The following is a 25,603-nucleotide window of genomic DNA, read 5'->3' on the forward strand; positions in this document are numbered from 1 at the left end:
GGCGTGAACCGCCAGCAGCACCGGGAGAGGGATCTGTCTGAAAGCTTATGGCAGAGCGGCGACAACCGACAGCTCGACCAGGATTTGCGGTTCGCACAATTTCGATTCAACCGTGGCGCGGGCCGGGGCGACGCCTTTTGGCAGCCACTTGTCCCACACCGCGTTCATGCCTTCGAAATGCGCGTCGATGTCTTTCAGGTAAATCGTCACCGACAACAGATTGTGCTTGTCGGTGCCCGCCAGATCGAGCAACCGCTCGATGTTGGCGAGGGTTTCACGGGTCTGCTGTTCAATCCCGGCGTTCATGTCATCGCCGACCTGTCCGGCCAGGTAAACCGTGCCGTTATGGGTGACGATCTGACTCATGCGCTCATTGGTGAGCTGGCGCTGGACTGACATGCTTTGCAGGCTCCTGGGTTTTGTTGTCATAACGGGAAATATCGAGGCCTTCGGCGCTGATCTGTGGCTTTTTCTTCGCCATCAGGTCAGCCAGCAAGCGACCGGAGCCACAGGCCATGGTCCAGCCGAGAGTGCCGTGACCGGTGTTCAGGAACAGGTTCTTGAACTTTGTTCCGCCGACAATCGGGGTGCCGTCCGGAGTGGTCGGACGCAGGCCCGTCCAGAAGCTGGCCTCGGCCAGATTGCCGCCCTGAGGATAAAGGTCGTTGACGATCATCTCCAGGGTTTCGCGCCGGCGCGGGTTCAGCGACAAGTCAAAACCGGCAATTTCAGCCATGCCGCCGACGCGGATGCGGTTGTCGAAACGGGTGATCGCGACCTTGTAGGTCTCGTCGAGAATGGTCGAAGTCGGGGCCATCGCCGGGTTGGTGATCGGCACGGTCAGGGAGTAGCCCTTGAGCGGATACACCGGCGCCTTGATCCCCAGCGGCTTGAGCAGCTGCGGCGAATAGCTGCCGAGGGCCAGCACGTAGCGGTCGGCGGTTTCCAGCTTGCCGTCGATCCACACACCGTTGATGCGGTCACCGGCGAAGTCGAGGCGCTGAATGTCCTGGCCGAAACGGAATTGCACACCGAGGTTTGCGGCCATTTCTGCAAGCTTGGTGGTGAACATCTGGCAGTCGCCAGTCTGGTCGTTCGGCAGGCGCAGGGCACCGGCGAGGATGTCCGTGACGCTGGCCAGCGCCGGCTCAACGCGGGCAATGCCTTCGCGGTCGAGCAGTTCGAACGGCACGCCGGACTCTTTCAGCACGGCGATGTCTTTCGCCGCGCCGTCGAGCTGGGCCTGGGTGCGGAACAACTGGGTAGTACCGAGGCTGCGGCCTTCGTAGGCGATGCCGGTTTCGGCACGCAGTTCGTCGAGGCAGTCACGGCTGTACTCGGACAGGCGGACCATGCGCTCCTTGTTCACCGCGTAACGGCTGGCGGTGCAGTTACGCAGCATCTGTGCCATCCACAGGTACTGGTCGATGTCGGCAGTGGCCTTGATCGCCAGCGGCGCGTGGCGCTGCAACAGCCACTTGATGGCCTTGAGCGGCACGCCCGGCGCGGCCCACGGCGAGGCATAACCCGGCGAGACCTGCCCGGCGTTGGCGAAACTGGTCTCCATGGCAGCAGCCGGCTGCCGGTCGACCACCACCACTTCGAATCCGGCACGGGCCAGATAATAAGCACTGGTGGTACCGATGACGCCGCTACCCAAGACCATGACGCGCATTTTCATATCCCTCATCGCGGCTAACCGCTGACGTTTGTTATTCTGAGCTTCAGATGCGCGCAGTGTAAAAAAGATTTGCCAGTGCTTTTCACTATATAAGCGCCTATATTTGGCGACAATTCTCGGCAAAAACCCTTTTCACGGAGGCGCATCCCCTATGCGTACCAACACTCAGACCAAACGTGAGCTGGACAAGATCGACCGCAACATCCTGCGGATCCTGCAAGCGGACGGGCGGATTTCCTTTACGGAGCTTGGAGAAAAGGTCGGGCTCTCGACCACGCCCTGTACTGAGCGGGTCCGGCGTCTGGAGCGCGAAGGGATCATCATGGGCTACAACGCCAGGCTCAATCCGCAGCACCTGAAGGGTAGTCTGCTGGTGTTCGTCGAGATCAGCCTGGACTACAAATCCGGCGATACTTTCGAAGAGTTCCGACGTGCGGTGCTGAAATTGCCCCACGTGCTGGAGTGTCATCTGGTGTCAGGGGATTTCGACTACCTGGTGAAGGCGCGGATTTCCGAGATGGCGTCGTACCGCAAGTTGCTGGGCGACATCCTGCTCAAGTTGCCCCATGTGCGCGAGTCCAAGAGCTATATCGTGATGGAAGAGGTGAAGGAGAGCCTGACCTTGCCGATTCCGGATTGAAAATCAAAAGATCGCAGCCTGCGGCAGCTCCTACGGGTGTACACACGCTTTTTGTAGGAGCTGCCGCAGGCTGCGATCTTTTAAACCAACACCTGCCGAGTGTTGGCCATGTACTCAAACACCTGCGTCTCCACCCGCGGATGAATCAGCTCCACCGGCCCGCGCCCATTCGGGCACGGCAAGGTCTTGGTGGTGCCGAACAACCGGCAGATCAGCGGCCGCTCGTCATACACCGTGCAACCATTCGGCCCCAGATGCACGCAGTTGAGTTCTTCCATGGCGGCATCCTGCTCGGCGCGGGTCTTGCGCGGCAGGCGCGACATTTCTTCCGGCGAGGTGGTCACCGGCCCGCAGCAGTCATGGCAGCCGGGAACGCACTCGAACGAGGGAATCTGTTGTCGCAATGTGCGGATTGTCTGGCTGTTGCAGCTCATTGCAGCGGTGACCAATAGCGGAATAGAGCGGGATTCTGACGCAAAAGCTCCGATCCAGACAGTACCAGCCGACCAATGTTGCCCGCCCGGAAAGGTCCGGCTTATGCTCCGTCAAGTTTTCTAAAAGCAAGAACCAGGATCACGCACATGAATGCCCGTGCTCAACAGCCTGCTCTGAACCACACAGCTTCCTACTACGCCGCCAGCAGCCTGCCGCAGCCCGAACTTGCGGCGCTCAAAGGCGAAGTGCTGGCCGATGTCTGTGTGGTGGGCGGCGGGTTTTCGGGGTTGAACACGGCGCTTGAGCTGGCCGAGCGTGGCCTCAGCGTGGTGTTGCTTGAAGCCCATAAAATTGGTTGGGGCGCCAGTGGACGCAACGGCGGGCAGCTGATTCGCGGCGTCGGCCACGGCCTCGATCAATTCGCTAACATCATCGGCATCGAAGGCGTACGGCAGATGAAACTCATGGGCCTGGAAGCCGTGGAAATCGTCCGGCAACGGGTCGAGCGCTTCCAGATCCCCTGCGACCTGACCTGGGGTTACTGCGACCTCGCCAACAAGCCCCGTGACCTTGAAGGATTCGCCGAGGATGCCGAAGAATTGCGCAGCCTCGGTTATCGCTACGAGACCCGATTGCTGCAAGCCAATGAGATGCACACCGTGGTCGGCTCCACACGTTACGTCGGCGGCCTGATCGACATGGGCTCGGGGCACCTGCATCCACTGAACCTGGCCTTGGGCGAAGCAGCCGCGGCACAACATCTGGGGGTCCAGTTGTTCGAGCACTCGGCCGTGACCCGCATCGACTATGGCCCCGAGGTCAAGGTCCATACCGCCGAGGGCTCGGTGCGCGCCAAAACCCTGGTGCTGGGCTGCAATGCCTACCTCAACAACCTCAATCCGGAACTCAGCGGAAAAGTCCTGCCCGCCGGCAGTTACATCATCGCCACCGAACCATTGAGCGAAGAACTGGCCCACGCCCTGCTGCCGCAGAACATGGCGGTCTGTGACCAGCGAGTGGCGCTGGATTATTACCGGCTCTCGGCGGACCGGCGCCTGCTGTTTGGCGGCGCCTGCCATTACTCGGGCCGCGACCCGAAAGACATCGCCGCGTATATGCGCCCGAAAATGCTGGAGGTCTTTGCGCAACTGAGCGCAGTGAAGATCGATTACCAATGGGGCGGCATGATCGGCATCGGTGCCAATCGCCTGCCGCAGATCGGACGACTCAAGGACCAGCCAAACGTGTACTACGCCCAGGCCTATTCCGGTCATGGCGTGAATGCCACGCACCTGGCCGGCAAGCTGCTGGCCGAAGCTATCAGCGGCCAGCACAGCGGCGGCTTCGATCTGTTTGCCAAGGTGCCACACATCACCTTCCCCGGCGGCAAGCATTTGCGTTCGCCGTTGCTGGCGTTGGGGATGTTGTGGCATCGATTGAAAGAGCTTCGCTGAACTCCATTCATCTGTCGGGAACGCGGTTCATCTTACAGGTGCCAGAAAGGCTTCAGCCCCTCCTCCCGCGCCTGCTCCCGCGTCAGCCCGATATCCTTGAGCTGGTCAGCCGTCAGGGCCAGCAAGGCCTTGCGCGTGTGCAGGCGACGCCAGAATCGGTCCCAGTGACTCTGGCCGGACGACGCATTGCGCATGCCCGCCTCCCGCGCGCCGTTGTTCTGCTCTGCCGCCAGTTCCTGACTGTGTAACGTCAGCCGCACATCGCTCAAACCGTTCATCTTGGATGCTCCTGTTTACTTGGGTAACCAGAGGCTCCATGATGCGTGGGCGCGCAAAAGCATTACAGATTCAAAACAACTGTATTAACTCCATACAGTTTTGCCGATTCCACCACTGAATCCCAATTTTTCGCTCGATCTGTACTGGTTAACCGAATCACCCCTATCGAGGCTGCACCATGACCCTTTACGTCAACCTCGCCGAGTTGCTCGGCACACGTATCGAACAGGGCTTCTATCGCCCCGGTGACCGGCTGCCCTCGGTACGGGCGCTGAGCGTCGAGCACGGCGTCAGCCTGAGCACGGTGCAGCAGGCCTACCGGGTGCTGGAAGACAGCGGGCTGGCCATGCCACGGCCCAAGTCCGGGTACTTCGTTCCTGCCAGTCGCGAATTGCCGGATTTGCCGGCGGTCGGTCGCCCGGCCCAGCGCCCGGTGGACATCTCTCAATGGGATCAGGTGCTGGAATTGATCCGCGCCGTGCCGCGCAAAGACGTGGTGCAACTGGGCCGCGGCATGCCGGACATCACCAGTCCGACCATGAAACCGCTGCTGCGCGACCTGGCGCGAATCAGCCGGCGGCAGGACATGCCTGGCCTGTATTACGACAACATCCACGGCAACCTCGAACTGCGCGAACAGATCGCTCGCCTGATGCTCGATTCCGGCTGCCAGTTGAGCGCCAGTGATCTGGTCGTCACCACGGGTTGCCACGAAGCGCTGTCCACCAGCATTCGGGCGATCTGCGAACCCGGCGACATTGTCGCGGTGGACTCGCCGAGCTTTCACGGCGCGATGCAGACCCTCAAGGGCCTGGGCATGAAAGCCCTGGAAATCCCCACCGATCCGCTGACCGGCATCAGTCTCGAAGCGCTGGAACTGGCCCTGGAGCAGTGGCCGATCAAGGTCATACAGTTGACCCCCAACTGCAACAATCCGTTGGGCTACATCATGCCGGAGTCGCGTAAACGCGCGTTACTGACGCTTGCCCAGCGCTATGACGTGGCGATCATCGAGGACGATGTGTATGGCGAACTGGCCTACACCTACCCGCGTCCACGCACGATCAAGTCCTTCGACGAGGACGGTCGGGTCCTGTTGTGCAGTTCGTTTTCCAAGACCTTGGCCCCGGGCCTGCGCATCGGTTGGGTCGCGCCCGGCCGCTATCTGGAACGGGTGCTGCACATGAAATACATCAGCACCGGTTCCACTGCCCCACAACCGCAGATCGCCATCGCCGAATTCCTTAAAGGTGGCCACTTCGAACCGCATTTGCGGCGGATGCGCACGCAATACCATCGCAATCGCGACCTGATGATCGATTGGGTAAGCCGCTACTTCCCGGCCGGCACCCGTGCCAGTCGTCCGCAAGGCAGCTTCATGCTGTGGGTGGAGCTACCGGACAGCTTCGACACCCTGAAACTGAATCGTGCATTGCACGACCAGGGCGTACAGATTGCCGTGGGCAGCATCTTTTCCGCCTCGGGCAAGTACCGCAATTGCCTGCGCATGAACTACGCTGCCAAACCAACACCGCAGATCGAAGACGCGGTGCGCAAGGTCGGTGCGACAGCGATCAAACTGCTGGCGGAAACCGATCAGCTCAGTGACTGACTTTTCTTCGGGAATCAGCGTCCATATGCCTATCTGCACCGCCAAACGGAACGATCCTACGTGAGAGCCAGACAACCCCTGCTTGCTCTTTTGCTGCTCGCCACGTTCCTGGGCGGTTGCTCCAGCTTCGACGCTCAGCGTGTGCCGAGCCAGGCGTTGCCGGCTTCAGACTCCGCATTCGGTCGCTCGGTCCAGGCACAGGCTGCACCTTACAAGGGGCAATCGGGCTTTCGCCTGCTGTCAGACAGCACCGAGGCCTTCACCGCCCGCGCCGAACTGATCCGTAACGCCCAAAGCAGCCTCGACTTGCAGTACTACATCGTGCACGACGGCATCAGCACGCGCATGTTGATCGAGGAGTTGCTCAAGGCCGCCGACCGGGGCGTGCGGGTGCGGGTACTGCTCGACGACACCGCCAGCGACGGCCTGGACCGCGTCATCGCCACCCTCGCCGCGCATCCGAAAATCCAGATCCGCGTGTTCAATCCGCTGAATCTTGGCCGCAGCACCGGCGTGACCCGTACCGTGGGCCGGCTGTTCAATCTGTCGCAACAACATCGACGCATGCACAACAAGCTGTTGCTGGCGGACAACAGCATGGCCATCGTCGGCGGACGCAATCTGGGGGATGAGTATTACGATGCCAAGCCCAACATGAATTTCACTGACATCGACATGCTCGGTGTCGGCCCCGTCGCCGAGCAACTCGGGCACAGTTTCGACCAGTACTGGAACAGCGCCCTGAGTAAACCGATCGACGAATTCCTGTCGAGCAAACCCACACCCCATGACCTGGAAAACACTCGCGCCCGACTGGAAGAGTCCCTGGCGGAAACGCGCAAACAGAATCACACGCTCTACAAACACCTGATGACCTTCACCACCCACCCACGCCTGGACATCTGGCGCCGCGAACTGATCTGGGCCTGGAACCAGGCATTGTGGGATGCGCCGAGCAAGGTACTGGCCAAGGGCGAACCCGATCCGCAGTTGCTGCTGACCACGCAACTCGCACCTGAACTCAATAACGTCAGCAAAGAGCTGATCATGATCTCGGCCTACTTTGTGCCCGGCCAGCCGGGACTGGTGTACCTGACCGGGCGCGCCGATGCCGGCGTTTCCGTGAGCTTGCTGACCAATTCACTGGAAGCCACGGACGTTCCCGCTGTACACGGTGGTTACGCGCCCTATCGCAGGGCACTGCTGGAGCACGGCGTGAAGCTGTACGAATTGCGTCGCCAACCCGGCGAGGGAGGCGACAGCGGTAGCGGGCCGTATCTTTTTTCCAGCAACGCCTATCACGGCTCTGAATCCAGCCTGCACAGCAAGGCGATGATCTTCGACCAGCAGAAGTCCTTTATCGGCTCGTTCAATTTCGATCCGCGCTCGGTACTGTGGAACACCGAAGTCGGCGTGCTGGTGGACAGTCCGGAGTTGGCCGCACGGGTCCGCGAACTGGCACTGCAGGGTATGGCGCCGGCCCTGAGTTATCAGGTGGAGCTGGAAACCGGTCAGATCGTCTGGACCACCGAAGACGACGGAAAAATGCACACCCTGACCAAGGAGCCAGGGAGTTGGTGGCGGCGATTCAATGCGTGGCTGAGCAATACGGTTGGGCTGGAGAAGATGTTGTAGAACCCTCAAAAGATCGCAGCCTTCGGCAGCTCCTACATTGAATTGCGATCCCCTGTAAGAGCTGCCGAAGGCTGCGATCTTTTGATCTTTTGAGCTATGCCGGTTGCGCGGTACCAAACGCACCTTGCCGCGACACCACGATCAATACGCCCAAGGCCCCCACCGCCATCAGCAACGGCAACGCATGACCGCTGATCCACTGGCTGCCGGCGCCCGCCAGCAGCGGCCCGATCAGGCAACCAATCCCCCACAGCTGGGCGATGTGGGCGTTAGCCCGTACCAACGCATCGTCGCGATAACGCTCGCCGATCAGGATCAACGACAAGGTGAATAACCCGCCAGCGCTGGCGCCGAACAACACCCACAGTGGCCAGATCAGCAGCGTGTCGATCAGCATTGGAATCGCCAGACTCGACAGCAGCAAGACGACTGCGCAGCCGGTAAACAATGCACGGCGTGACAAGCGATCGGCCAACGCACCAATCGGCAATTGCAGCACTGCATCGCCGACCACCACCGTACTGACCATCGCCAGGGCGATCTCCGTGGTGAAGCCCTGGCGCAGGCAATAGACCGGCAACAGCGTCAGAATCATCGCCTCGAACGCGGCGAACAGCGACACCGCCCAGGCAATCGCCGGCAGGCCATGGCAGAACTCAAGCAAATCACGCAGGGTTACGCTGCTGGCCTCGCTGCTCGGCGCACCACTGCGCCCCAGCAACAGAAACGGAGCAGCCATCAGCAAACCGACGCCGACCCAAAAACCATAATCGTGCTCGGCGCCAAGGAAGCCCAACAACACCGGTCCGGCCAGCTGACTCAGTGCGTAGCTGCTGCCATACAGCGCCACCAACCGCCCGCGCCATTGCTCGACCACCAGTTGGTTGATCCAGCTTTCACCGATGATGAATACGAGGGTGAGGATCACCCCGATCATCAGGCGCAACACCAACCAGATCGGATAGCTCGGCAACAGCGCCAGCAAACCGATCGAAACCGCCCCGGCCCACAGGCACAGGCGCATCAGATTGGCCGTGCCGAAACGCGCCGCCAGATGGCTGGAGATTTTCGCCCCCAATAGGACACCGATGGCCGGCATCGCCGCCATCACACCAATGGCAAACGAGCCGTAGCCCCAGCTTTCCAGGCGAAACGACACCAGCGGCATGCTGACCCCCAGGGCCAGGCCGACACTCAGGACAGATGCCAAAACGGCGAAATACGTCGCCCAACGCATGTTCCACGCTCCTGTGGATATTTTTATGTACAACACAAAACACTGTGGGAGCGAGCTTGCTCGCGATAGCGGTACAACATTCAACATTGAAGTCGACTGTTACACCGCTATCGCGAGCAAGCTCGCTCCCACAGGGGATCTGCGTCGTTCAGGACGCCCGACTTAACCATCGAGCTCCCTCACTGACTTACAACTTGATCCAGGTCGCCTTCAGCTCGGTGTACTTGTCGAACGCGTGCAGGGACTTGTCGCGACCATTGCCGGACTGCTTGAAGCCACCGAACGGAGCGGTCATGTCGCCGCCATCGTACTGGTTGACCCACACGCTACCGGCACGCAGTGCGCGGGCGGTGAGGTGAGCCTTGGAAATGTCGGCCGTCCAGACCGCAGCGGCCAGGCCATATGGTGTGTCGTTGGCAATGGCGATGGCTTCTTCTGCGCTGTCGAATGCGATGACCGACAGTACCGGGCCGAAGATTTCTTCCTGGGCGATTTTCATCGCGTTGCTCACACCGTCGAAAATCGTCGGCTCAACGTAAGTGCCGCCCGTTTCCTGGAGCGTACGCTTGCCACCGGCCACCAGCTTGGCGCCGTCGGCATGACCGGACTCGATGTAAGACAGCACGGTGTTCATCTGCTGGGTATCAACCAGCGCACCAACGTTGGTCGCCGGGTCCAGCGGGTTGCCCGGCTTCCAGGTTTTCAGCGCTTCGATCACCAGCGGCAGGAATTTATCCTTGATCGAACGCTCCACCAGCAGGCGCGAACCGGCGGTGCAAACTTCGCCCTGGTTAAAGGCGATGGCACCGGCAGCCGCTTCGGCAGCGTCTTGCAGGTTCGGCGCATCGGCGAACACGATGTTCGGGCTCTTGCCGCCTGCTTCGAGCCAGACGCGCTTCATGTTCGACTCGCCGGAGTAGATCAACAGCTGCTTGGCGATCTTGGTCGAACCGGTGAACACCAGGGTGTCGACGTCGTTGTGCAGGGCCAGGGCCTTGCCGACGGTGTGACCGTAACCCGGCAACACGTTCAGAACGCCTTTCGGGATGCCGGCTTCGACAGCCAGCTCAGCGATGCGAATCGCCGTCAGCGGCGATTTTTCCGACGGCTTGAGGATCACCGAGTTACCGGTGGACAGCGCCGGGCCCAGTTTCCAGCACGCCATCATCAGCGGGAAGTTCCACGGCACGATGGCGCCGACCACGCCAACGGGCTCACGAGTCACCAGGCCCAGTTGATCGTGCGGGGTTGCAGCGACTTCGTCGTAGATCTTGTCGATGGCTTCGCCGCTCCAGCTCAGGGCTTGCGCCGCGCCGGGAACGTCGATGTACAGGGAGTCGCTGATCGGCTTGCCCATGTCCAGGGTTTCAAGCAGGGCCAGCTCTTCGGCGTGCTGCTTGAGCAGGCCGGCGAAACGGATCATGGTGGATTTGCGCTTGGTCGGCGCCAGGCGCGACCAGACACCGGAATTGAAGGTGGCGCGGGCGTTTTCCACGGCGCGCTGGGCGTCGGCGGCGTCACAGCTGGCAATCTTGCCCAGCAGACGGCCATCGACCGGGCTGATGCACTCGAAAGTCTCGCCGGAGACGGCGTCGGTGTATTCGCCATTGATATAGGCGCGGCCTTCGATTTTCAGGTCGCGGGCACGTTGTTCCCAGTCGGCACGGGTCAGGGTGGTCATGCGAGTGTCCTCCTCTTATTGATACGACACCCGCGTTCTTCGCGGGCGCTGTCAGGAATTCTGCCCGGCCAGCCTGCTTATCGGCCCAAGGCATCCACCACCCTAAACCAGCCGCCCATGAAGTTTCAATATATTTGACATAACGCCGGCAAATGGCCTTGCGATGTTCATTTTAATAAACATAGACTTTGGGCTGACCAACCACTCGCGCCGTAATCACGGAGGGATAACAACAATGAACATCCAGAACGTCGTCGACTTCAGCCAGGCTACCACCGCCGCCGAACGCTACCGTCCGGACCCGACCAAAGTGCTCAAGGGCGACCCGGAGCAAGCGGTTTACAACCACTACAATAGCCCTTGTGGTCAGTTGAACGCCGGTGTGTGGGAAGGTGCCGTCGGCCAGTGGACGGTGAACTTCACCGAACACGAATACTGCGAAATCGTTCAGGGTGTTTCGGTGCTGCGCGACAGCGACGGCAACGCCAAGACCTTGCGCGCCGGAGACCGCTTCGTCATTCCGGCCGGGTTCAAAGGCACCTGGGAAGTGCTGGAGCCATGCCGCAAGATCTACGTGGCGTTTGAACAGAAGGCTTGAAGATTTCAGGTGTTTGAGCCGGCGAAGAGCCCCTGAAAGCCGACACAAAAACCCTCAGGCAACAAAAAAGGCCCGTATCTCGCGATACGGGCCTTTTTTGTAAGAGGGAAAAATCAATTACTTGATTTTGCCTTCTTTGTAGATCACGTGCTTGCGAACAACCGGATCATATTTCTTGATCTCGATTTTGTCCGGGGTAGTACGCTTGTTCTTGTCGGTAGTGTAGAAGTGACCAGTACCGGCGCTCGAAATCAAACGAATCAATTCACGCATGATTAGCTCCCTTAAACCTTGCCATCGCGGCGAAGTTCGGCCAGCACGACAGTGATGCCACGCTTGTCGATGATACGCATGCCTTTGGCAGATACGCGCAGACGCACAAAACGTTTCTCTTCTTCAACCCAGAAGCGGTGATGCTGCAGGTTCGGCAGGAAACGACGACGGGTTTTGTTGTTTGCGTGGGAAATGTTATTCCCGGTTACCGGACCCTTACCGGTAACTTGACATACTCTAGACATGCCTCAGCCCTCTAAAACCACATGCCCAACCCGGCATGGGTTGGCCGCTTAATCTCTCAGTCATTTGGCGCCAGGCGCCGCGTTTCTTTAGAGGTCTTACCGGCTACACCTACAGTGAAGGAACCGGGCCCCTAGAAAAGAGCGCTGCTTTATACCAGAAAGACTGGAGAGCAACAACATTCGGTGTGCGTTGAATTCACAAAAACCCCGTTTTTCGGACTCCGAGCGCCTTGGACAAAGGCTATCGTCGATGGCGACCGCTCGTCGCAGAGTATCGCTAACCGAGCCAACCAGAGAGTTTGCTCAGCCGTGGCACAGCAAATTCAGTCGCCTATAGTCCCCTTAAAATGAAAAAGGGGATAGTCATTTGCAAAAGAGCCCACTAGGGTAAGCCTTTTCCAGACTGCACTTGCAGATGGGCCTTCGACCTGAAAAGGAAGCCGACCATGCGCCTTGCTGCCCTACCGCTGTTGTTCGCCCCGCTTCTGCTGAGCCCACAGGCCTTTGCCGCCGCCCTGAGCGTCTGCACCGAGGCCAGCCCTGAAGGGTTCGATGTGGTGCAGTACAACTCGCTGACCACCACCAACGCCTCGGCCGATGTGCTGATGAATCGCCTGGTGGACTTCGACACGGCCAGTGGCAAAGTGGTCGCCAGCCTCGCCGACAGCTGGGAAGTCAGCCCCGACGGCCTGACCTACGTCTTCAAGTTGCACCCGCAGGTGAAATTCCATCGCACCGAGTACTTCACCCCGACGCGTGACCTGAACGCCGAAGACGTGATTTTCAGCTTCGACCGCATGCTCGACCCGGCCAATGTGTGGCACAAAGTCGCCCAGAGCGGCTTCCCCCATGCGCAATCGATGCAACTGCCGGCCCTGATCAAGAAGATCGACGCCCTCGACCCGCAGACCGTGCGCTTCACCCTCGACCACCCGGATTCGACCTTGCTGGCGACCCTGAGCATGGGCTTCGCCTCGATCTATTCGGCCGAATACGCCGACAAACTGATGAAGGCCGGCACGCCGGAGAAGCTCAACAGCCAGCCGATCGGCACGGGGCCGTTCGTTTTCACCCGTTTCCAGAAGGACGCCTCGGTTCGCTACAAAGCCAACCCCGAATACTTCGGCGGCAAACCCTCTGTAGATCCGCTGATTTTCGCCATCACGCCGGATGCCAACGTGCGCCTGCAGAAATTGCGCCGTAACGAATGCCAGATCGCCCTGTCGCCCAAGCCTCTGGACGTACAGGAAGCGCTGAAAGAGCCGGCCCTGAAAGTCGAAAAGACTGACGCGTTCATGACCGCATTCGTCGGCATCAACAGCCAGCATCCGCCGCTGGACAAGCCAGAAGTGCGTCAGGCCATCAACCTTGCCTTCGACAAGGTCAGCTATGTCAAAGCCGTGTTCGAGGACACCGCCGAGGCGGCCAACGGTCCGTACCCGCCCAACACCTGGAGCTACGCGAAAAACCTGCCGGGCTACCCTCACGACATCGCGAAGGCCAAAGCCTTGATGGCCAAGGCCGGACTCAAGGAAGGCTTCCAGACCACCATCTGGACCCGCCCTTCCGGCAGCCTGCTTAACCCCAACCCAAGCCTCGGCGCTCAATTGCTTCAGTCTGACCTCGCGGAAATCGGCATTCAGGCTGAAATCCGCGTGATCGAATGGGGCGAGCTGATCCGCCGCGCCAAGGCCGGTGAACACGACTTGCTGTTCATGGGCTGGGCCGGCGACAACGGTGACCCGGACAACTTCCTCACGCCGCAGTTTTCCTGCGCCGCGGTCAAGTCCGGCACCAACTTCGCCCGCTACTGCAATCAGGATCTGGACAAGCTGATCAGCGCCGGCAAGACCACTGGCGAGCAAGGTGTGCGCAGCAAGCTCTACGAACAGGCCCAGGCGCAGATCCAGCAGCAGGCACTGTGGTTGCCCCTGGCCCACCCGACGGCATTCGCGCTGACACGCAAGGATGTCGAGGGGTACTCGGTCAGCCCGTTCGGCCGACAGGATTACTCGAAGGTCAATATCAAATAACCCACCATACACAAAACCTGTAGGAGTGAGCCTGCTCGCGATTGCATTCTTTCAGTTATCGGACAAGTTGAATGACACGACGCCATCGCGAGCAGGCTCGCTCCTACAGGGGGTCGCATCATCCCGCTCACATCCACCCATACTCCGCCATCGACAACGGATCGCCGTCGCCGATGATGAAATGGTCAAGCACCCGCACATCAATCAACTCCAGCGCCTTTTGCAGGCGCTTGGTCAGCACCCGGTCGGACTGACTGGGGTCGGTGTTGCCCGAAGGATGGTTGTGGCAGAGGATCAATGCCGCTGCGTTGTTGGCCAAGGCGCGTTTGACCACCTCTCGCGGATGAACACTGGTGTTGTCGATGGAGCCGCGAAACAGCGTCTCAAACCCTAGTACCTGATGCTTGGAATCGAGAAACAGGCAACCAAATACCTCGTGAGGCTCGTGGCGCAGCATCGACTTCAGGTACTCACGAACCGCCTGCGGATTCTCCAGTGCCGATTTTTGGCGCGCACGTTCGGCCAGATGACGCCTGCTCATTTCTTGCGCAGCCTGCAACTGTGCAAATTTCGCTGGTCCAAGTCCCAACTGCTTGCTGAACGTTTCCTGATCGGCCTCAAGCAGCAAACGCAGGCTGCCAAACTGATTCAACAGGTGTCGCGCCAAATCTACGGCGCTTTTACCTACCACGCCCGTGCGTAAAAAAATCGCCAGCAATTCGGCGTCCGAAAGGCTTCCCGCGCCCTGTTCAAGCAACCTCTCCCGTGGTCGTTCCGCCGCCGGCCAATCGCGAATACTCATAGCACCTCCCTGTCTGTGGGCACCGCTGTTCCATAGCGGTCGCTGTGATATCGTAGCCCATCTTTTTTGCGGACGAATTCACCCTGGGGAGGGGGTTTCGCCACGTAAGTCACCAACGAATTGAAAGGCAAGCCTATGCAGCGGCTGTATCGGAAACGCATTGTTCTGGGCGTCGGCGGCGGTATCGCCGCCTACAAGAGCGCCGACCTGGTTCGCCGCCTGATCGACCAGGGCGCCGAAGTGCGCGTGGTAATGACCCGTGGCGGCGCAGAGTTCATCACCCCGCTGACCATGCAGGCCCTGTCCGGGCACCCGGTCCACCTGGACCTGCTGGACCCGGCGGCCGAAGCGGCCATGGGCCACATCGAGCTGGCAAAATGGGCCGACCTGGTGCTGATCGCCCCCGCCACAGCGGACCTGATCGCCCGTCTGGCCCAAGGCATTGCCGACGACCTGCTGACCACGCTGGTGCTGGCCACCGACGCAGTGGTCGCCGTTGCACCGGCAATGAACCAGGCCATGTGGCGCGACCCGGCGACCCAGGCCAACCTGCAAACCCTCGAAAGCCGCGACATCAAGGTCTTCGGCCCGGCCTCCGGCAGCCAGGCCTGCGGCGACGTCGGGCTGGGGCGCATGCTCGAAGCCCTTGAACTGGCCCAGTGCGCCGCCGACTGCTTTCAGCGTCAGGCCCTGACCGGTAAACACGTGCTGATCACGGCCGGCCCGACCCAGGAAAACATCGACCCGGTGCGTTACATCACCAACCATAGTTCCGGGAAAATGGGCTTTGCCCTGGCCGAAGCCGCCGTGGAAGCCGGTGCCCGTGTGACCCTGATCACCGGTCCCGTGCATCTGCCGACCCCGGATCGCGTCACTCGCATCGATGTAGTCAGCGCCCGCGACATGCTCGCTGCCTGCGAAGCGGCGATCCCTTGCGACCTGTTCATCGCCTCGGCAGCCGTTGCGGACTACCGCCCGGAAGTCGTTGCCCCACAGAAACTCAAGAAAGACCCTACGAACGGCGACGGCTTGTTGCTACAGATGGTGCGTAACCCGGACATCCTGGCCACCATCGCCACCCGCCCCGACCGCCCGTTCAGTGTCGGTTTTGCCGCCGAGACCGAACACCTGCTCGATTACGCTGCGCGCAAGCTGAAAGACAAGAACCTCGATTTGATCGTCGCCAACGACGTCGCCAACCCGAGCATTGGCTTCAACAGCGAAGAAAACGCCTGCAGCGTGATCGACCGTGAGCTACACGCCACACTCTTCGCCCAGACCAGCAAGAGCAAGATTGCTCGCCAGCTGATCACTTTTATCGCCGAACGTCTGAACCAGGTTTAATTTACATGCACGCTTTGCAAGCCAAGATCCTCGACCCCCGCATCGGTACCGAATTCCCGCTGCCGCAATACGCCACACCGGGCTCCGCCGGCCTCGACCTGCGCGCCATGCTGGAACAGGACACCGTGATCAAGCCGGGTGAAACCGTGCTGATCCCCACTGGCCTGTCGGTCTATATCGGCGACCCGAACCTGGCGGCGCTGATTCTGCCGCGCTCGGGGATGGGCCATAAGCACGGCATCGTGCTGGGCAACCTGGTGGGCCTGATCGACTCCGACTACCAGGGCCCATTGATGGTTTCCTGCTGGAACCGTGGCCAGACCGAATTCACCATGCCGGTCGGCGAGCGCCTGGCGCAACTGGTGCTGGTGCCGGTGGTGCAGGCTCACTTCGAGATGGTTGAAGAGTTTGTTGAAACCGAGCGCGGCACTGGCGGTTTCGGCCATACCGGCACCCGCTGATCCGGACACGCGCTTCTTGTGGTGGGGGAACGGACTCCCTCGCCACAAAATTCAAATTGTCATCTGCAAGGTTTAGCACCGAAAATCAAGGCATTGCCCGGTCAAACCCCTGCCGTCAGGGGCGTCATGGCCCTTTCATACCACGAACTCTCTGTGGAAAACGCCGTCATACCCTTCAGTTTGAACCTGCCGCCGAATGAATCGGCGGCCTGTCCAGCCACTTTCGAGATGGAGCATTTCCACAGATGAACACCCCGGCCAAAGTCGCACCCAAGTTCCCTGACAGCATCTTCCGCGCCTATGACATTCGCGGCACCGTTCCGGAATTCCTGAACGCTGAAACCGCTTACTGGATCGGCCGCGCCGTCGGCTCCCAAAGCCTGGCCCAGGGCGAGCCAAACGTTTCCGTCGGTCGCGATGGCCGCTTGTCCGGCCCGGAACTGGTCGCACAACTGATCAAAGGCATCGCCGACAGCGGCTGCCACGTCAGTGATGTCGGCCTGGTCCCGACTCCGGCGCTCTACTACGCCGCCAACGTGCTCGCCGGCAAATCCGGCGTGATGCTTACCGGCAGCCACAACCCGTCGAACTACAACGGCTTCAAGATCGTCATTGCCGGCGACACCTTGGCCAACGAACAGATCCAGGCCCTGCATGACCGCCTCAAGACCAACAACCTGAGCAGCGGCCAGGGCAGCATCACCCAGGTCGAGATCCTCGACCGCTACACCACTGAAATCGTCCAGGACATCAAGCTGGCCCGTCGCCTGAAAGTGGTCGTCGACTGCGGCAACGGCGCGGCCGGCGTGATTGCCCCGCAACTGATCGAAGCGCTGAACTGCGAAGTCATCCCGCTGTTCTGCGAAGTGGACGGCAACTTCCCAAACCACCACCCGGACCCGGGCAAGCCTGAAAACCTCGTGGACCTGATCAACAAGGTCAAGGAAACCAAGGCCGATATCGGCCTGGCCTTCGATGGCGATGGCGACCGCGTCGGTGTGGTGACCAACACCGGCAGCATCGTCTACCCGGACCGCCTGCTGATGCTGTTTGCCCGCGACGTCGTGGCGCGCAACCCGGGCGCCGAGATCATCTTCGACGTCAAATGCACCCGCCGCCTGTTTGCGCTGATCAAGGAATACGGCGGCCGGTCGTTAATGTGGAAGACCGGTCACTCGTTGATCAAAAAGAAAATGAAACAATCCGGCGCCCTGCTGGCTGGCGAAATGAGCGGGCACATCTTTTTCAAGGAGCGCTGGTTCGGTTTCGACGACGGCATCTACAGCGCCGCACGCTTGCTGGAGATCCTCAGCAAAGAAAAATCCTCGGCCGAAGAGCTGTTCGCGACCTTCCCGAACGATATTTCTACGCCGGAAATCAATATCCATGTGACCGAAGAGAGCAAATTCAGCATCATTGATGCATTGCACGATGCGCAGTGGGGCGAAGGCGCTGACCTGACCACCATTGACGGCGTGCGAGTCGACTATGCCAAAGGCTGGGGCCTGGTACGCGCATCCAACACCACACCGGTGCTGGTGCTGCGTTTCGAGGCCGATGACGAGGCTGAACTGCAACGCATCAAGGATGTGTTCCACATCCAGCTCAAGCGCGTTGCACCTGATCTCCAACTACCGTTCTGATTCACCCGGAGCCCTGAATGACCCTCGAACGCGAAGCCGCCGCCAACACCGCCAAGGTCCTGTCCGAAGCGTTGCCTTACATCCGCCGTTATGTCGGCAAGACACTGGTGATCAAATACGGCGGCAACGCGATGGAAAGCGAGGAGCTGAAAACCGGCTTCGCCCGCGACATCGTGCTGATGAAGGCCGTGGGCATCAACCCGGTGGTGGTTCACGGTGGCGGCCCGCAAATCGGTGACCTGCTCAAGCGCCTGTCGATCGAGAGCCATTTCGTCGACGGCATGCGCGTCACCGACGCCGCGACCATGGACGTGGTGGAAATGGTCCTTGGCGGCCAGGTCAACAAGGACATCGTCAACCTGATCAACCGTCACGGCGGTAGCGCCATCGGCCTGACCGGGAAAGACGCCGAGCTGATTCGCGCGAAGAAGCTCACCGTTACCCGTCAGACCCCGGAAATGACCACCCCGGAAATCATCGACATCGGCCATGTGGGCGAAGTGGTCGGGATCAACACCGATCTGCTGAACCTGCTGGTCAAGGGCGATTTCATTCCGGTGATCGCGCCCATCGGTGTCGGTGCCAACGGCGAGTCGTACAACATCAACGCTGACCTGGTGGCCGGTAAAGTCGCCGAAGCGTTGAAAGCCGAGAAGCTGATGCTGCTGACCAACATTGCCGGCCTGATGGACAAGTCGGGCACGGTCCTGACCGGCCTGACAACCCAGCAAGTCGACGACCTGATCGCCGACGGCACCATCTACGGCGGCATGCTGCCGAAGATCCGCTGCGCACTGGAAGCGGTCCAGGGCGGCGTGGGCAGCTCGCTGATCATTGACGGTCGCGTGCCGAACGCAATCCTGCTGGAAATCTTCACCGATACCGGCGTGGGCACCCTGATCAGCAATCGCAAGCGTCCTTAAGCGATAGCGCAAACAAGAAGACCCCGCTCGGCCTGGCTGAGCGGGGTCTTTTTGTATGCGATCCCTGCGGAATTTGCACCTACCTGCAGGGTATTGCGTTAGACGCCGTACTGGGCGCGGTACGCTTCTACTGCCGGCAAATGCTGCTTGAGCTGCGGGTCATCAGCCAGGAACTCCAGCACCTGATTCAGCGAAACGATGCTGATCACCGGGATGCCGAAGTCACGCTCGACCTCCTGGATCGCCGACAATTCGCCGTTGCCACGCTCCTGACGGTTCAGGGCGATCAGCACGCCAGCGGCCTTGGCGCCGTCCTGGGAAGCGATGATTTGCATCACTTCACGGATCGCGGTGCCAGCGGTGATTACGTCATCGATGATCAGCACATCGCCGGTCAACGGTGCGCCGACCAGGCTGCCGCCTTCGCCGTGGGCCTTGGCTTCCTTGCGGTTGAAGCACCATGGCAGGTCACGGTTGTGATGTTCAGCCAGCGCCACGGCGGTGGTCGCCGCCAACGGGATGCCCTTGTAGGCCGGGCCAAACAGCACGTCGAACGCAATGCCGCTTTCAGCAATGGCGGCGGCGTAGAAACGCCCCAGTTGCGCCAGAGCCGAGCCCGAGTTGAACAAGCCGGCGTTGAAGAAGTAAGGACTGGTACGCCCGGACTTCAGGGTGAACTCACCGAAGCGCAAAACGCCGCGATCGATGGCAAAACGAATGAAATCGCGCTGATACGCTTGCATGAAAAAAACCCCAAATACCACGGATTTAGCTAATTAGCTTGACGCCGTGTATCATACACGCACGCGATTTTTGGGGCCATTTATGCGGATCATCAGTGTGAACGTCAATGGTATTCAGGCTGCAGTCGAGCGTGGTTTGCTCAGTTGGCTGCAAGCACAGAATGCCGACGTCATCTGCCTGCAGGACACCCGTGCCTCCGCCTTTGAACTGGATGACCCAGCCTTCCAACTGGATGGCTACTTCCTTTATGCCTGCGATGCCGAAGTCCCTGCCCAAGGCGGCGTGGCTTTGTATTCGCGGTTGCAACCGAAGGCTGTCATCAGCGGTCTCGGTTTCGAGACGGCCGACCGCTACGGGCGCTACCTGCAAGCCGATTTCGACAAGGTCAGCATCGCGACCTTGCTGCTCCCTTCGGGGCAGAACGGCGATGAAGACTTGAACCAGAAGTTCAAGCTAATGGACGACTTCGCCCGTTATCTGGATAAACAGCGACGCAAACGTCGCGAGTACATTTATTGTGGCTCGCTGTACGTGGCGCAACAGAAGCTGGATATCAAGAACTGGCGCGACAGCCAGCAATCTCCGGGCTTCCTGGCACCTGAACGTGCCTGGATGGACGAGATTGTCGGCAACATGGGTTATGTCGACGCCCTGCGGGAAGTCAGCCGTGAAGGCGACCAGTACAGCTGGTGGCCGGACAACGAACAGGCGGAGATGCTCAACCTCGGTTGGCGCTTCGACTATCAACTGCTGACCCCGGGCCTGCGCCGCTTCGTACGCAGTGCACGCCTGCCACGCCAGCCGCGGTTCTCGCAACACGCGCCGCTGATCGTGGACTACGACTGGACGCTGACGATCTAAGTGATTTTTCACTGAACAGTCTGATAGACGGTCGAAAAAATGCCCGTATCGCAAGATACGGGCATTTTTTATGCGTTCTATTCAGGGGGGCCCAACGGCCTGAACTTCAAACCGCGGCGAAAAACGGCAGTGCAAGGTACAACTTGATCACGATGACATTAATGATGTCGATGAAGAAAGCGCCCACCATAGGCACCACCAGGAACGCTATCTGCGAAGGCCCGTAGCGCTGTGTTACCGCTTGCATGTTAGCGATGGCCGTTGGCGTGGCACCCAGTCCAAAACCGCAGTGCCCTGCCGCCAGTACAGCCGCATCGTAGTTACTGCCCATCATCCTGAACGTCACAAAAATCGCGAACAGTGCCATGACCAGCGTTTGCGCAGCCAGGATGATGAAGATCGGCAAAGCCAGTGCAGCCAGATCCCACAGTTTGAGTGACATCAGAGCGATCGCCAGAAACAGCGACAAGCTGACGTTCCCCAGCACTGAGACTTCACGCTCAAACACCTGATACACGCCAAGCGCCGAAAGCCCGTTCCGTAAAAGCACGCCCACGAACAACACGCAAACAAACGTTGGCAACTCAAATGCGGTCCCCTGAAGCCACCCATTCAGGAGTGAGCCCGCCAGCAGGCTGACAGCGATCAAAGCCAATGTCTCGACTAGCGAAAACGACGTGATCGAGCGCTCTTTGTTCGGTTGTTCAAAGCCCTTGGGCAACCGTGGCTTTTCCTGCTCGCAGCCGGGTGTCTGGACACGACTGATGAGCAAGCGGGCAACAGGCCCACCGATCAAACCGCCCAGCACCAGGCCAAACGTCGCAGAGGCCATGGCCAGTTCAGAGGCAGACGCCAGACCGAACTTCTCGCTGAACGTCGCCCCCCACGCAGCACCTGTACCGTGGCCGCCTGCCAAGGTAATCGAGCCTGTCAGCAAGCCCATCAAGGGATCGAGCCCCAGCACCGTTGCAAGCCCGATACCCATCGCATTCTGGATCACCAGAAGTCCGACAACCGCCAGCAAAAAGATCCCCACGACGCGCCCGCCCTTCTTCAGGCTGGCGAAGTCTGCACTCAAGCCGATGGTGGCAAAAAACGCCAACATCAAGGGAGTTTGCAGCGAGGTATCAAATCGGATTTCGAAATCGAGGGTTCTCAAAGCCAGAAGACCCAAGGCAACCACCAGGCCGCCTGCTACAGGTTCCGGGATATTATAAGTACGTAAAAAGCCGACACGTGAGACAAGAGCGCGTCCCAGCAAAAGTACTAAAGAGGCGGCGACAAGCGTTCCATAAAAATCGAGCTGAAGCATTTGGGATATTCTTGCTTTTACATTCAGGGGCGAACTTTTTACCTGGACACGCCTCTTGAACAGGTTGATCCATCTCAACACTGACTAGTATTGGATTCAGAGGCCGTCAATGGTCCGAATATATCGAAATATTTCTTTATAAATATTACTTGCGGCAACTTTATCAATCGCCAAGTCTCATTGCCAAGCATACAAGCCGTACTGAGCCTTGCAGTTTGTGACTAAACGTGTAAGGAGTTTTATTTGCACGAATGAACTTCATTTGAATAGCGAGCGACCAAGTACGCAACATTAGAGATTAATCTGATTGCAAAAATACAAATGCCCCGACATGTCGGGGCATTTGTATTGAACTGCGCTTAAAACAGCACCAGCGTCCTGGCTTACTTGATCAACCGCCAGGTGAACGGATACCGATAAGGCTGCCCTTCATTGGCCTTCACCCCGGCAATGATCGTCAGCACCAGCGCACCGATCGCGATCAGGCCAAACAGGAAGAACCCGATAATCACCACCATCAGCAAGAAGCAAATGGCCGAGGCAATGGCGACGGAGATCTGAAAGTTCAGCGCTTCCTTGCCCTGGGCATCGATGAACGGGTCCATCTCGCGTTTCATCTGCCAGAGAATCAGCGGGCCGATGATCGTGCCAAACGGAATCCAGATCCCCAGCAAGGCGGACAAGTGGCAAAACATGGCCCACTGACGCACCTCTTGGTTCGGCGTGGGCAGTGGCAGTTGCTCGTCACTCATGGTGTCCTCCTTGCCTGGAGCAGTCCGATCAGTCGGCCAATACGGCCTTTTGCAGTTCGAAGATCTCGTTCATGCCTTTCTTCGCCAGCTCGAGCATGGCGTTCAACTCTTCAGGCTGGAACGGCGCGCCTTCGGCAGTGCCCTGGACTTCAATGAAACCACCAGCGCTGGTCATCACCACGTTCAGGTCCGTCTCGGCGGCCGAGTCTTCCAGGTAGTCGAGGTCAAGAACAGGCTCACCCTTGTACATGCCCACGGAAACAGCAGCGATCATCTGCTTGACCGGGTCACCCCCCTTCAGACCGCCACGCTTCTTGATGACTTTCAAGGCATCGATCAGCGCAACCATGGAGCCGGTGATCGAAGCCGTGCGGGTGCCGCCATCGGCCTGGATCACATCGCAGTCGACGTACAGGGTGACGTCGCCCAGCTTGGACATGTCCAGCGCAGCGCGCAGGGAGCGACCGATCAGACGCTGGATTTCCAAGGTGCGACCGCCTTGCTTGCCACGGCTGGCTTCACGCTGGTTACGCTCGCCGGTAGCGCGCGGCAGCATGCCGTACTCGGCTGTCAACCAACCCTGGCCCTGGCCTTTCAGGAAACGCGGTACGCCCGGCTCAACGCTGACGGTGCAGATGACCTTGGTATCACCGAACTCGACCAGCACAGAACCCTCGGCGTGTTTGGTGTAGTTGCGGGTGATGCGGATCGAGCGGAGCTGATCGGCAGCGCGACCACTTGGACGTATCATAGGGAGTACCTGTACTGGGGACGGAAAACTGCGGAGCATTATAGAGCCGACGGCCGCCACTGGGCACGTCTAAAAAAATCCGCCGACGACCGAGGGCTCTGTACCGCGCGTCGGTGCAGGCCTGCCGCTCTTTGTCACACCGTGTGTTTGGGCGCATCCGCGTCACTGCGCTACAATCCTGCGCCTTTGCTGCCAGTCGGCTTTAATTCATTGATATCGGATTCCCGGAACCTCGGTTCGGTGCCGATCTGCATTGCGAGGTACCGCCATGGTGCACAGCATGACCGCCTTCGCCCGCGTCGAAAACGCCGGCGTCCAGGGCACCCTGAGCTGGGAGCTGCGGTCGGTCAACAGCCGCTACCTGGAACCCCACCTGCGCCTGCCGGAGTCCTTTCGCGACCTCGAGGGCGCTGTTCGTGAAGCCCTGCGCCAGGGTATATCGCGGGGCAAGCTCGAATGCACCCTGCGCTTCACCGAAGAAAACATCGGCAAAGCGCTGCAAATCGATCAGGAGCGTGCCGCGCAACTGGTCGCCGCCGCCGAGACCATCGCCAGCCTGATCAAAAATCCGGCAGCGCTGAACCCGCTGGAAGTCCTGGCCTGGCCCGGCGTACTGGTAGGCGACGCCACCGACCCGCAAGCCTTGAACGCCGAAGCGCTGGCACTGTTCAATCAGGGTCTCAAGGAACTGAAGGCCGGCCGCGAGCGCGAAGGCGCGGAGCTGGCGCGGCTGATCAACGAGCGCCTGAGCTCCATCGAAGAAGACGTGGTGACCTTGCGCGAACTGGTCCCGCAAATGCTCGCCACCCAGCGCCAGAAAGTCCTCGACCGCTTCGCCGACATGAAGGCCGAGATGGATCCGCAGCGCCTGGAGCAGGAAATGGTCATGCTCGCGCAAAAAAGCGACGTCGCCGAAGAACTGGATCGCCTGAGTACTCACATCATCGAAGTTCGCCGGGTGCTCAAATCCGGCGGCGCCGCCGGTCGGCGCCTGGACTTCCTGATGCAGGAACTCAACCGCGAAGCCAATACACTGGGCTCCAAAGCCTTCGACCCGCGCAGCACCCAGGCTGCGGTCAACCTCAAGGTGTTGATCGAGCAGATGCGCGAACAAGTGCAGAATATTGAGTAAGGCTACCCCGACATGACACACAGCACCGGCACCCTGTACATCATTTCCGCCCCTTCGGGCGCGGGCAAGAGCAGTCTGGTCAAGGCCCTGACCGACGCCAATCCGGAGATCCGCGTCTCGGTCTCCCACACCACCCGCGCCATGCGCCCCGGTGAAGTGAATGGCGTGAACTATCACTTCGTCGACCGCAGCGAGTTCGTGAAGATGATCGAACACGGGGATTTTCTTGAGCGCGCCGAAGTGTTCGGCAATCTCTACGGCACGTCGCAAAGCCACCTGCAGCAGACACTGGACGAAGGCCACGACCTGATTCTGGAAATCGACTGGCAAGGTGCCGAGCAAGTGCGCAAGCTGATGCCTCAGGCCCGCTCGATCTTCATTCTGCCGCCGTCATTGCAGGCCCTGCACCAGCGCCTGACCAATCGCGGCCAGGACAGTGACGAAGTCATTGACGGCCGGATGCGCGAAGCCGTCAGCGAAATGAGCCACTACGTCGACTACGACTACCTGATCATCAACGACGATTTCGCCCACGCGCTGCACGATCTGAAGGCGATTTTCCGCGCCAATCAGCTGATTCAAAAGCGTCAGCAGCAGCGTCACGGCAAATTGCTGGCTGAATTGCTCGGTTAATCAGCTCTTCCCAAAACCGCTGCAAGGGCTTTACATTGGCACTTGCAGCGCGTTGTGGGGCTTGGTCAAAAAATCAGCGCTTCCCTAATCGCTGGTGATTTTTTAAACTGTTGAGTCCGCTCGCCCATCCGGGCAGCGCGCATATTGCATTTGCTACGAGGAAGACCATGGCCCGCGTAACCGTTGAAGACTGCCTAGAACACGTGGATAACCGCTTTGAGCTGGTCATGCTCTCTACCAAGCGTGCCCGTCAACTGGCCACCGGGGGCAAAGAGCCGAAAGTAGCATGGGAAAACGACAAGCCTACCGTCGTCGCCCTGCGCGAAATCGCTGAAGGCCTGATCGACTACGCAGCTATCGCCGAAGCCGAAATCGTTGAAGATGAACCGCTTTTTGCTGCATTCGAGGACGAGTCCAACGAGGCCGTCTAAGCCTATGCCTG

General features: G+C 59.7%; 26 protein-coding genes and 1 pseudogene. 14 read left to right on the forward strand and 13 right to left on the reverse strand.

Annotated elements, in window-relative coordinates; translation table 11 throughout:
* Nucleotides 1-45: 45 nt before the first annotated feature.
* Together AC1D19_RS09375 and dadA are read right to left on the reverse strand one after the other, a co-directional pair.
* Nucleotides 46-399 carry a RidA family protein gene (locus AC1D19_RS09375; protein ID WP_477763032.1) on the reverse strand — a complete coding sequence of 118 codons (354 nt, stop codon included), beginning with the start codon at nucleotides 397-399 and terminating at the stop codon, nucleotides 46-48.
* Nucleotides 371-1,675 carry a D-amino acid dehydrogenase gene (gene dadA, locus AC1D19_RS09380; RefSeq protein WP_477752275.1) on the reverse strand — a complete coding sequence of 435 codons (1,305 nt, stop codon included), beginning with the start codon at nucleotides 1,673-1,675 and terminating at the stop codon, nucleotides 371-373. Before dadA ends, AC1D19_RS09375 begins: the two co-directional genes overlap by 29 nt.
* A gap of 157 nt (nucleotides 1,676-1,832) precedes the next feature.
* Here dadA and AC1D19_RS09385 point away from each other — a divergent pair, with 157 nt between their 5' ends.
* Nucleotides 1,833-2,321, forward strand: coding sequence for an Lrp/AsnC ligand binding domain-containing protein (locus AC1D19_RS09385; RefSeq protein ID WP_007975155.1), 489 nt, complete (start codon nucleotides 1,833-1,835; stop codon nucleotides 2,319-2,321).
* An 80-nt stretch (nucleotides 2,322-2,401) separates the two neighbouring features.
* On the opposite strand, the gene AC1D19_RS09390 is transcribed toward AC1D19_RS09385, so the two are convergent.
* Complete coding sequence (locus AC1D19_RS09390) at nucleotides 2,402-2,755, reverse strand: YkgJ family cysteine cluster protein (protein WP_477752274.1); 354 nt, start codon at nucleotides 2,753-2,755, stop codon at nucleotides 2,402-2,404.
* 147 nt (nucleotides 2,756-2,902) lie between these two features.
* On the opposite strand from AC1D19_RS09390, the gene AC1D19_RS09395 reads away from it, so the two are divergent.
* On the forward strand, nucleotides 2,903-4,210 hold the full coding sequence (locus AC1D19_RS09395; protein ID WP_477763033.1) for an NAD(P)/FAD-dependent oxidoreductase: 1,308 nt from the start codon (nucleotides 2,903-2,905) through the stop codon (nucleotides 4,208-4,210).
* 32 nt (nucleotides 4,211-4,242) lie between these two features.
* Here AC1D19_RS09395 and AC1D19_RS09400 read toward each other — a convergent pair whose 3' ends face one another.
* Complete coding sequence (locus AC1D19_RS09400; protein ID WP_477763034.1) at nucleotides 4,243-4,488, reverse strand: DUF1127 domain-containing protein; 246 nt, start codon at nucleotides 4,486-4,488, stop codon at nucleotides 4,243-4,245.
* Between the two features lie 179 nt (nucleotides 4,489-4,667).
* Here AC1D19_RS09400 and AC1D19_RS09405 point away from each other — a divergent pair, with 179 nt between their 5' ends.
* Both AC1D19_RS09405 and AC1D19_RS09410 read left to right on the forward strand, forming a co-directional pair.
* Entirely contained in the window at nucleotides 4,668-6,101 is a 1,434-nt protein-coding gene (locus tag AC1D19_RS09405) for an aminotransferase-like domain-containing protein (RefSeq protein ID WP_477763035.1), read from the forward strand.
* Nucleotides 6,102-6,161: 60 nt separating this feature from the next.
* Nucleotides 6,162-7,736 carry a phospholipase D-like domain-containing protein gene (locus AC1D19_RS09410; RefSeq protein ID WP_477763036.1) on the forward strand — a complete coding sequence of 525 codons (1,575 nt, stop codon included), beginning with the start codon at nucleotides 6,162-6,164 and terminating at the stop codon, nucleotides 7,734-7,736.
* Nucleotides 7,737-7,830: 94 nt separating this feature from the next.
* On the opposite strand, the gene AC1D19_RS09415 is transcribed toward AC1D19_RS09410, so the two are convergent.
* Complete coding sequence (locus AC1D19_RS09415) at nucleotides 7,831-8,973, reverse strand: MFS transporter (RefSeq protein ID WP_477763037.1); 1,143 nt, start codon at nucleotides 8,971-8,973, stop codon at nucleotides 7,831-7,833.
* Between the two features lie 187 nt (nucleotides 8,974-9,160).
* Entirely contained in the window at nucleotides 9,161-10,654 is a 1,494-nt protein-coding gene (locus AC1D19_RS09420) for an aldehyde dehydrogenase (RefSeq protein WP_007996504.1), read from the reverse strand.
* Nucleotides 10,655-10,889: 235 nt separating this feature from the next.
* On the opposite strand from AC1D19_RS09420, the gene AC1D19_RS09425 reads away from it, so the two are divergent.
* Nucleotides 10,890-11,252, forward strand: coding sequence for a cupin domain-containing protein (locus AC1D19_RS09425; protein WP_108217231.1), 363 nt, complete (start codon nucleotides 10,890-10,892; stop codon nucleotides 11,250-11,252).
* A 117-nt stretch (nucleotides 11,253-11,369) separates the two neighbouring features.
* On the opposite strand, the gene rpmG is transcribed toward AC1D19_RS09425, so the two are convergent.
* Nucleotides 11,370-11,525, reverse strand: a complete 156-nt coding sequence (gene rpmG / locus AC1D19_RS09430; RefSeq protein ID WP_003177274.1) for a 50S ribosomal protein L33 — start codon at nucleotides 11,523-11,525, stop codon at nucleotides 11,370-11,372.
* An 11-nt stretch (nucleotides 11,526-11,536) separates the two neighbouring features.
* On the reverse strand, nucleotides 11,537-11,770 hold the full coding sequence (gene rpmB / locus AC1D19_RS09435; RefSeq protein WP_007975166.1) for a 50S ribosomal protein L28: 234 nt from the start codon (nucleotides 11,768-11,770) through the stop codon (nucleotides 11,537-11,539).
* A gap of 446 nt (nucleotides 11,771-12,216) precedes the next feature.
* On the opposite strand from rpmB, the gene AC1D19_RS09440 reads away from it, so the two are divergent.
* On the forward strand, nucleotides 12,217-13,803 hold the full coding sequence (locus tag AC1D19_RS09440) for an ABC transporter substrate-binding protein (protein ID WP_477763038.1): 1,587 nt from the start codon (nucleotides 12,217-12,219) through the stop codon (nucleotides 13,801-13,803).
* A gap of 127 nt (nucleotides 13,804-13,930) precedes the next feature.
* On the opposite strand, the gene radC is transcribed toward AC1D19_RS09440, so the two are convergent.
* Complete coding sequence (gene radC / locus AC1D19_RS09445) at nucleotides 13,931-14,605, reverse strand: RadC family protein (RefSeq protein ID WP_477763039.1); 675 nt, start codon at nucleotides 14,603-14,605, stop codon at nucleotides 13,931-13,933.
* A gap of 135 nt (nucleotides 14,606-14,740) precedes the next feature.
* Between radC and coaBC the strand changes: the two genes are divergently transcribed.
* From coaBC to argB, 4 genes and pseudogenes are all read left to right on the forward strand, one after another.
* Nucleotides 14,741-15,949, forward strand: coding sequence for a bifunctional phosphopantothenoylcysteine decarboxylase/phosphopantothenate--cysteine ligase CoaBC (gene coaBC / locus AC1D19_RS09450; RefSeq protein ID WP_102700099.1), 1,209 nt, complete (start codon nucleotides 14,741-14,743; stop codon nucleotides 15,947-15,949).
* 5 nt (nucleotides 15,950-15,954) lie between these two features.
* Nucleotides 15,955-16,410, forward strand: coding sequence for a dUTP diphosphatase (dut, locus tag AC1D19_RS09455; RefSeq protein ID WP_007975171.1), 456 nt, complete (start codon nucleotides 15,955-15,957; stop codon nucleotides 16,408-16,410).
* A gap of 266 nt (nucleotides 16,411-16,676) precedes the next feature.
* Nucleotides 16,677-18,053: pseudogene (locus AC1D19_RS09460) on the forward strand (phosphomannomutase/phosphoglucomutase); the annotation flags it as partial.
* A gap of 17 nt (nucleotides 18,054-18,070) precedes the next feature.
* Nucleotides 18,071-18,976 (forward strand): acetylglutamate kinase, encoded by a 906-nt coding sequence (argB, locus tag AC1D19_RS09465; protein ID WP_008047078.1) that lies wholly within the window; start codon nucleotides 18,071-18,073, stop codon nucleotides 18,974-18,976.
* A gap of 98 nt (nucleotides 18,977-19,074) precedes the next feature.
* Here argB and pyrE read toward each other — a convergent pair whose 3' ends face one another.
* On the reverse strand, nucleotides 19,075-19,719 hold the full coding sequence (gene pyrE / locus AC1D19_RS09470; RefSeq protein ID WP_477763040.1) for an orotate phosphoribosyltransferase: 645 nt from the start codon (nucleotides 19,717-19,719) through the stop codon (nucleotides 19,075-19,077).
* An 82-nt stretch (nucleotides 19,720-19,801) separates the two neighbouring features.
* Between pyrE and AC1D19_RS09475 the strand changes: the two genes are divergently transcribed.
* Nucleotides 19,802-20,581: an exodeoxyribonuclease III gene (locus tag AC1D19_RS09475; RefSeq protein ID WP_003176915.1), complete on the forward strand. Its 780-nt coding sequence runs from the start codon at nucleotides 19,802-19,804 to the stop codon at nucleotides 20,579-20,581.
* A 106-nt stretch (nucleotides 20,582-20,687) separates the two neighbouring features.
* On the opposite strand, the gene gltS is transcribed toward AC1D19_RS09475, so the two are convergent.
* The 3 genes from gltS to rph all read right to left on the reverse strand — a co-directional run bounded on the left by gltS (nucleotide 20,688) and on the right by rph (nucleotide 23,396).
* Nucleotides 20,688-21,893 carry a sodium/glutamate symporter gene (gene gltS, locus AC1D19_RS09480; protein WP_477752266.1) on the reverse strand — a complete coding sequence of 402 codons (1,206 nt, stop codon included), beginning with the start codon at nucleotides 21,891-21,893 and terminating at the stop codon, nucleotides 20,688-20,690.
* 383 nt (nucleotides 21,894-22,276) lie between these two features.
* A complete protein-coding gene (locus tag AC1D19_RS09485) occupies nucleotides 22,277-22,645 on the reverse strand; it encodes a DUF4870 domain-containing protein (RefSeq protein ID WP_477763041.1) in 369 nt (122 codons plus the stop codon).
* Nucleotides 22,646-22,673: 28 nt separating this feature from the next.
* Complete coding sequence (gene rph, locus AC1D19_RS09490) at nucleotides 22,674-23,396, reverse strand: ribonuclease PH (protein ID WP_477763042.1); 723 nt, start codon at nucleotides 23,394-23,396, stop codon at nucleotides 22,674-22,676.
* Nucleotides 23,397-23,664: 268 nt separating this feature from the next.
* Between rph and AC1D19_RS09495 the strand changes: the two genes are divergently transcribed.
* The 3 genes from AC1D19_RS09495 (at nucleotide 23,665) to rpoZ (ending at nucleotide 25,592) form a co-directional block, all read left to right on the forward strand.
* Nucleotides 23,665-24,528, forward strand: coding sequence for a YicC/YloC family endoribonuclease (locus AC1D19_RS09495; protein WP_477763043.1), 864 nt, complete (start codon nucleotides 23,665-23,667; stop codon nucleotides 24,526-24,528).
* 12 nt (nucleotides 24,529-24,540) lie between these two features.
* Nucleotides 24,541-25,161 (forward strand): guanylate kinase, encoded by a 621-nt coding sequence (gene gmk, locus AC1D19_RS09500; protein ID WP_046038947.1) that lies wholly within the window; start codon nucleotides 24,541-24,543, stop codon nucleotides 25,159-25,161.
* 167 nt (nucleotides 25,162-25,328) lie between these two features.
* A complete protein-coding gene (gene rpoZ / locus AC1D19_RS09505; RefSeq protein WP_007921129.1) occupies nucleotides 25,329-25,592 on the forward strand; it encodes a DNA-directed RNA polymerase subunit omega in 264 nt (87 codons plus the stop codon).
* The last annotated feature ends 11 nt before the right edge of the window (nucleotides 25,593-25,603 follow it).

The sequence above is a fragment of the Pseudomonas sp. P1_C12 genome (assembly GCF_056406435.1).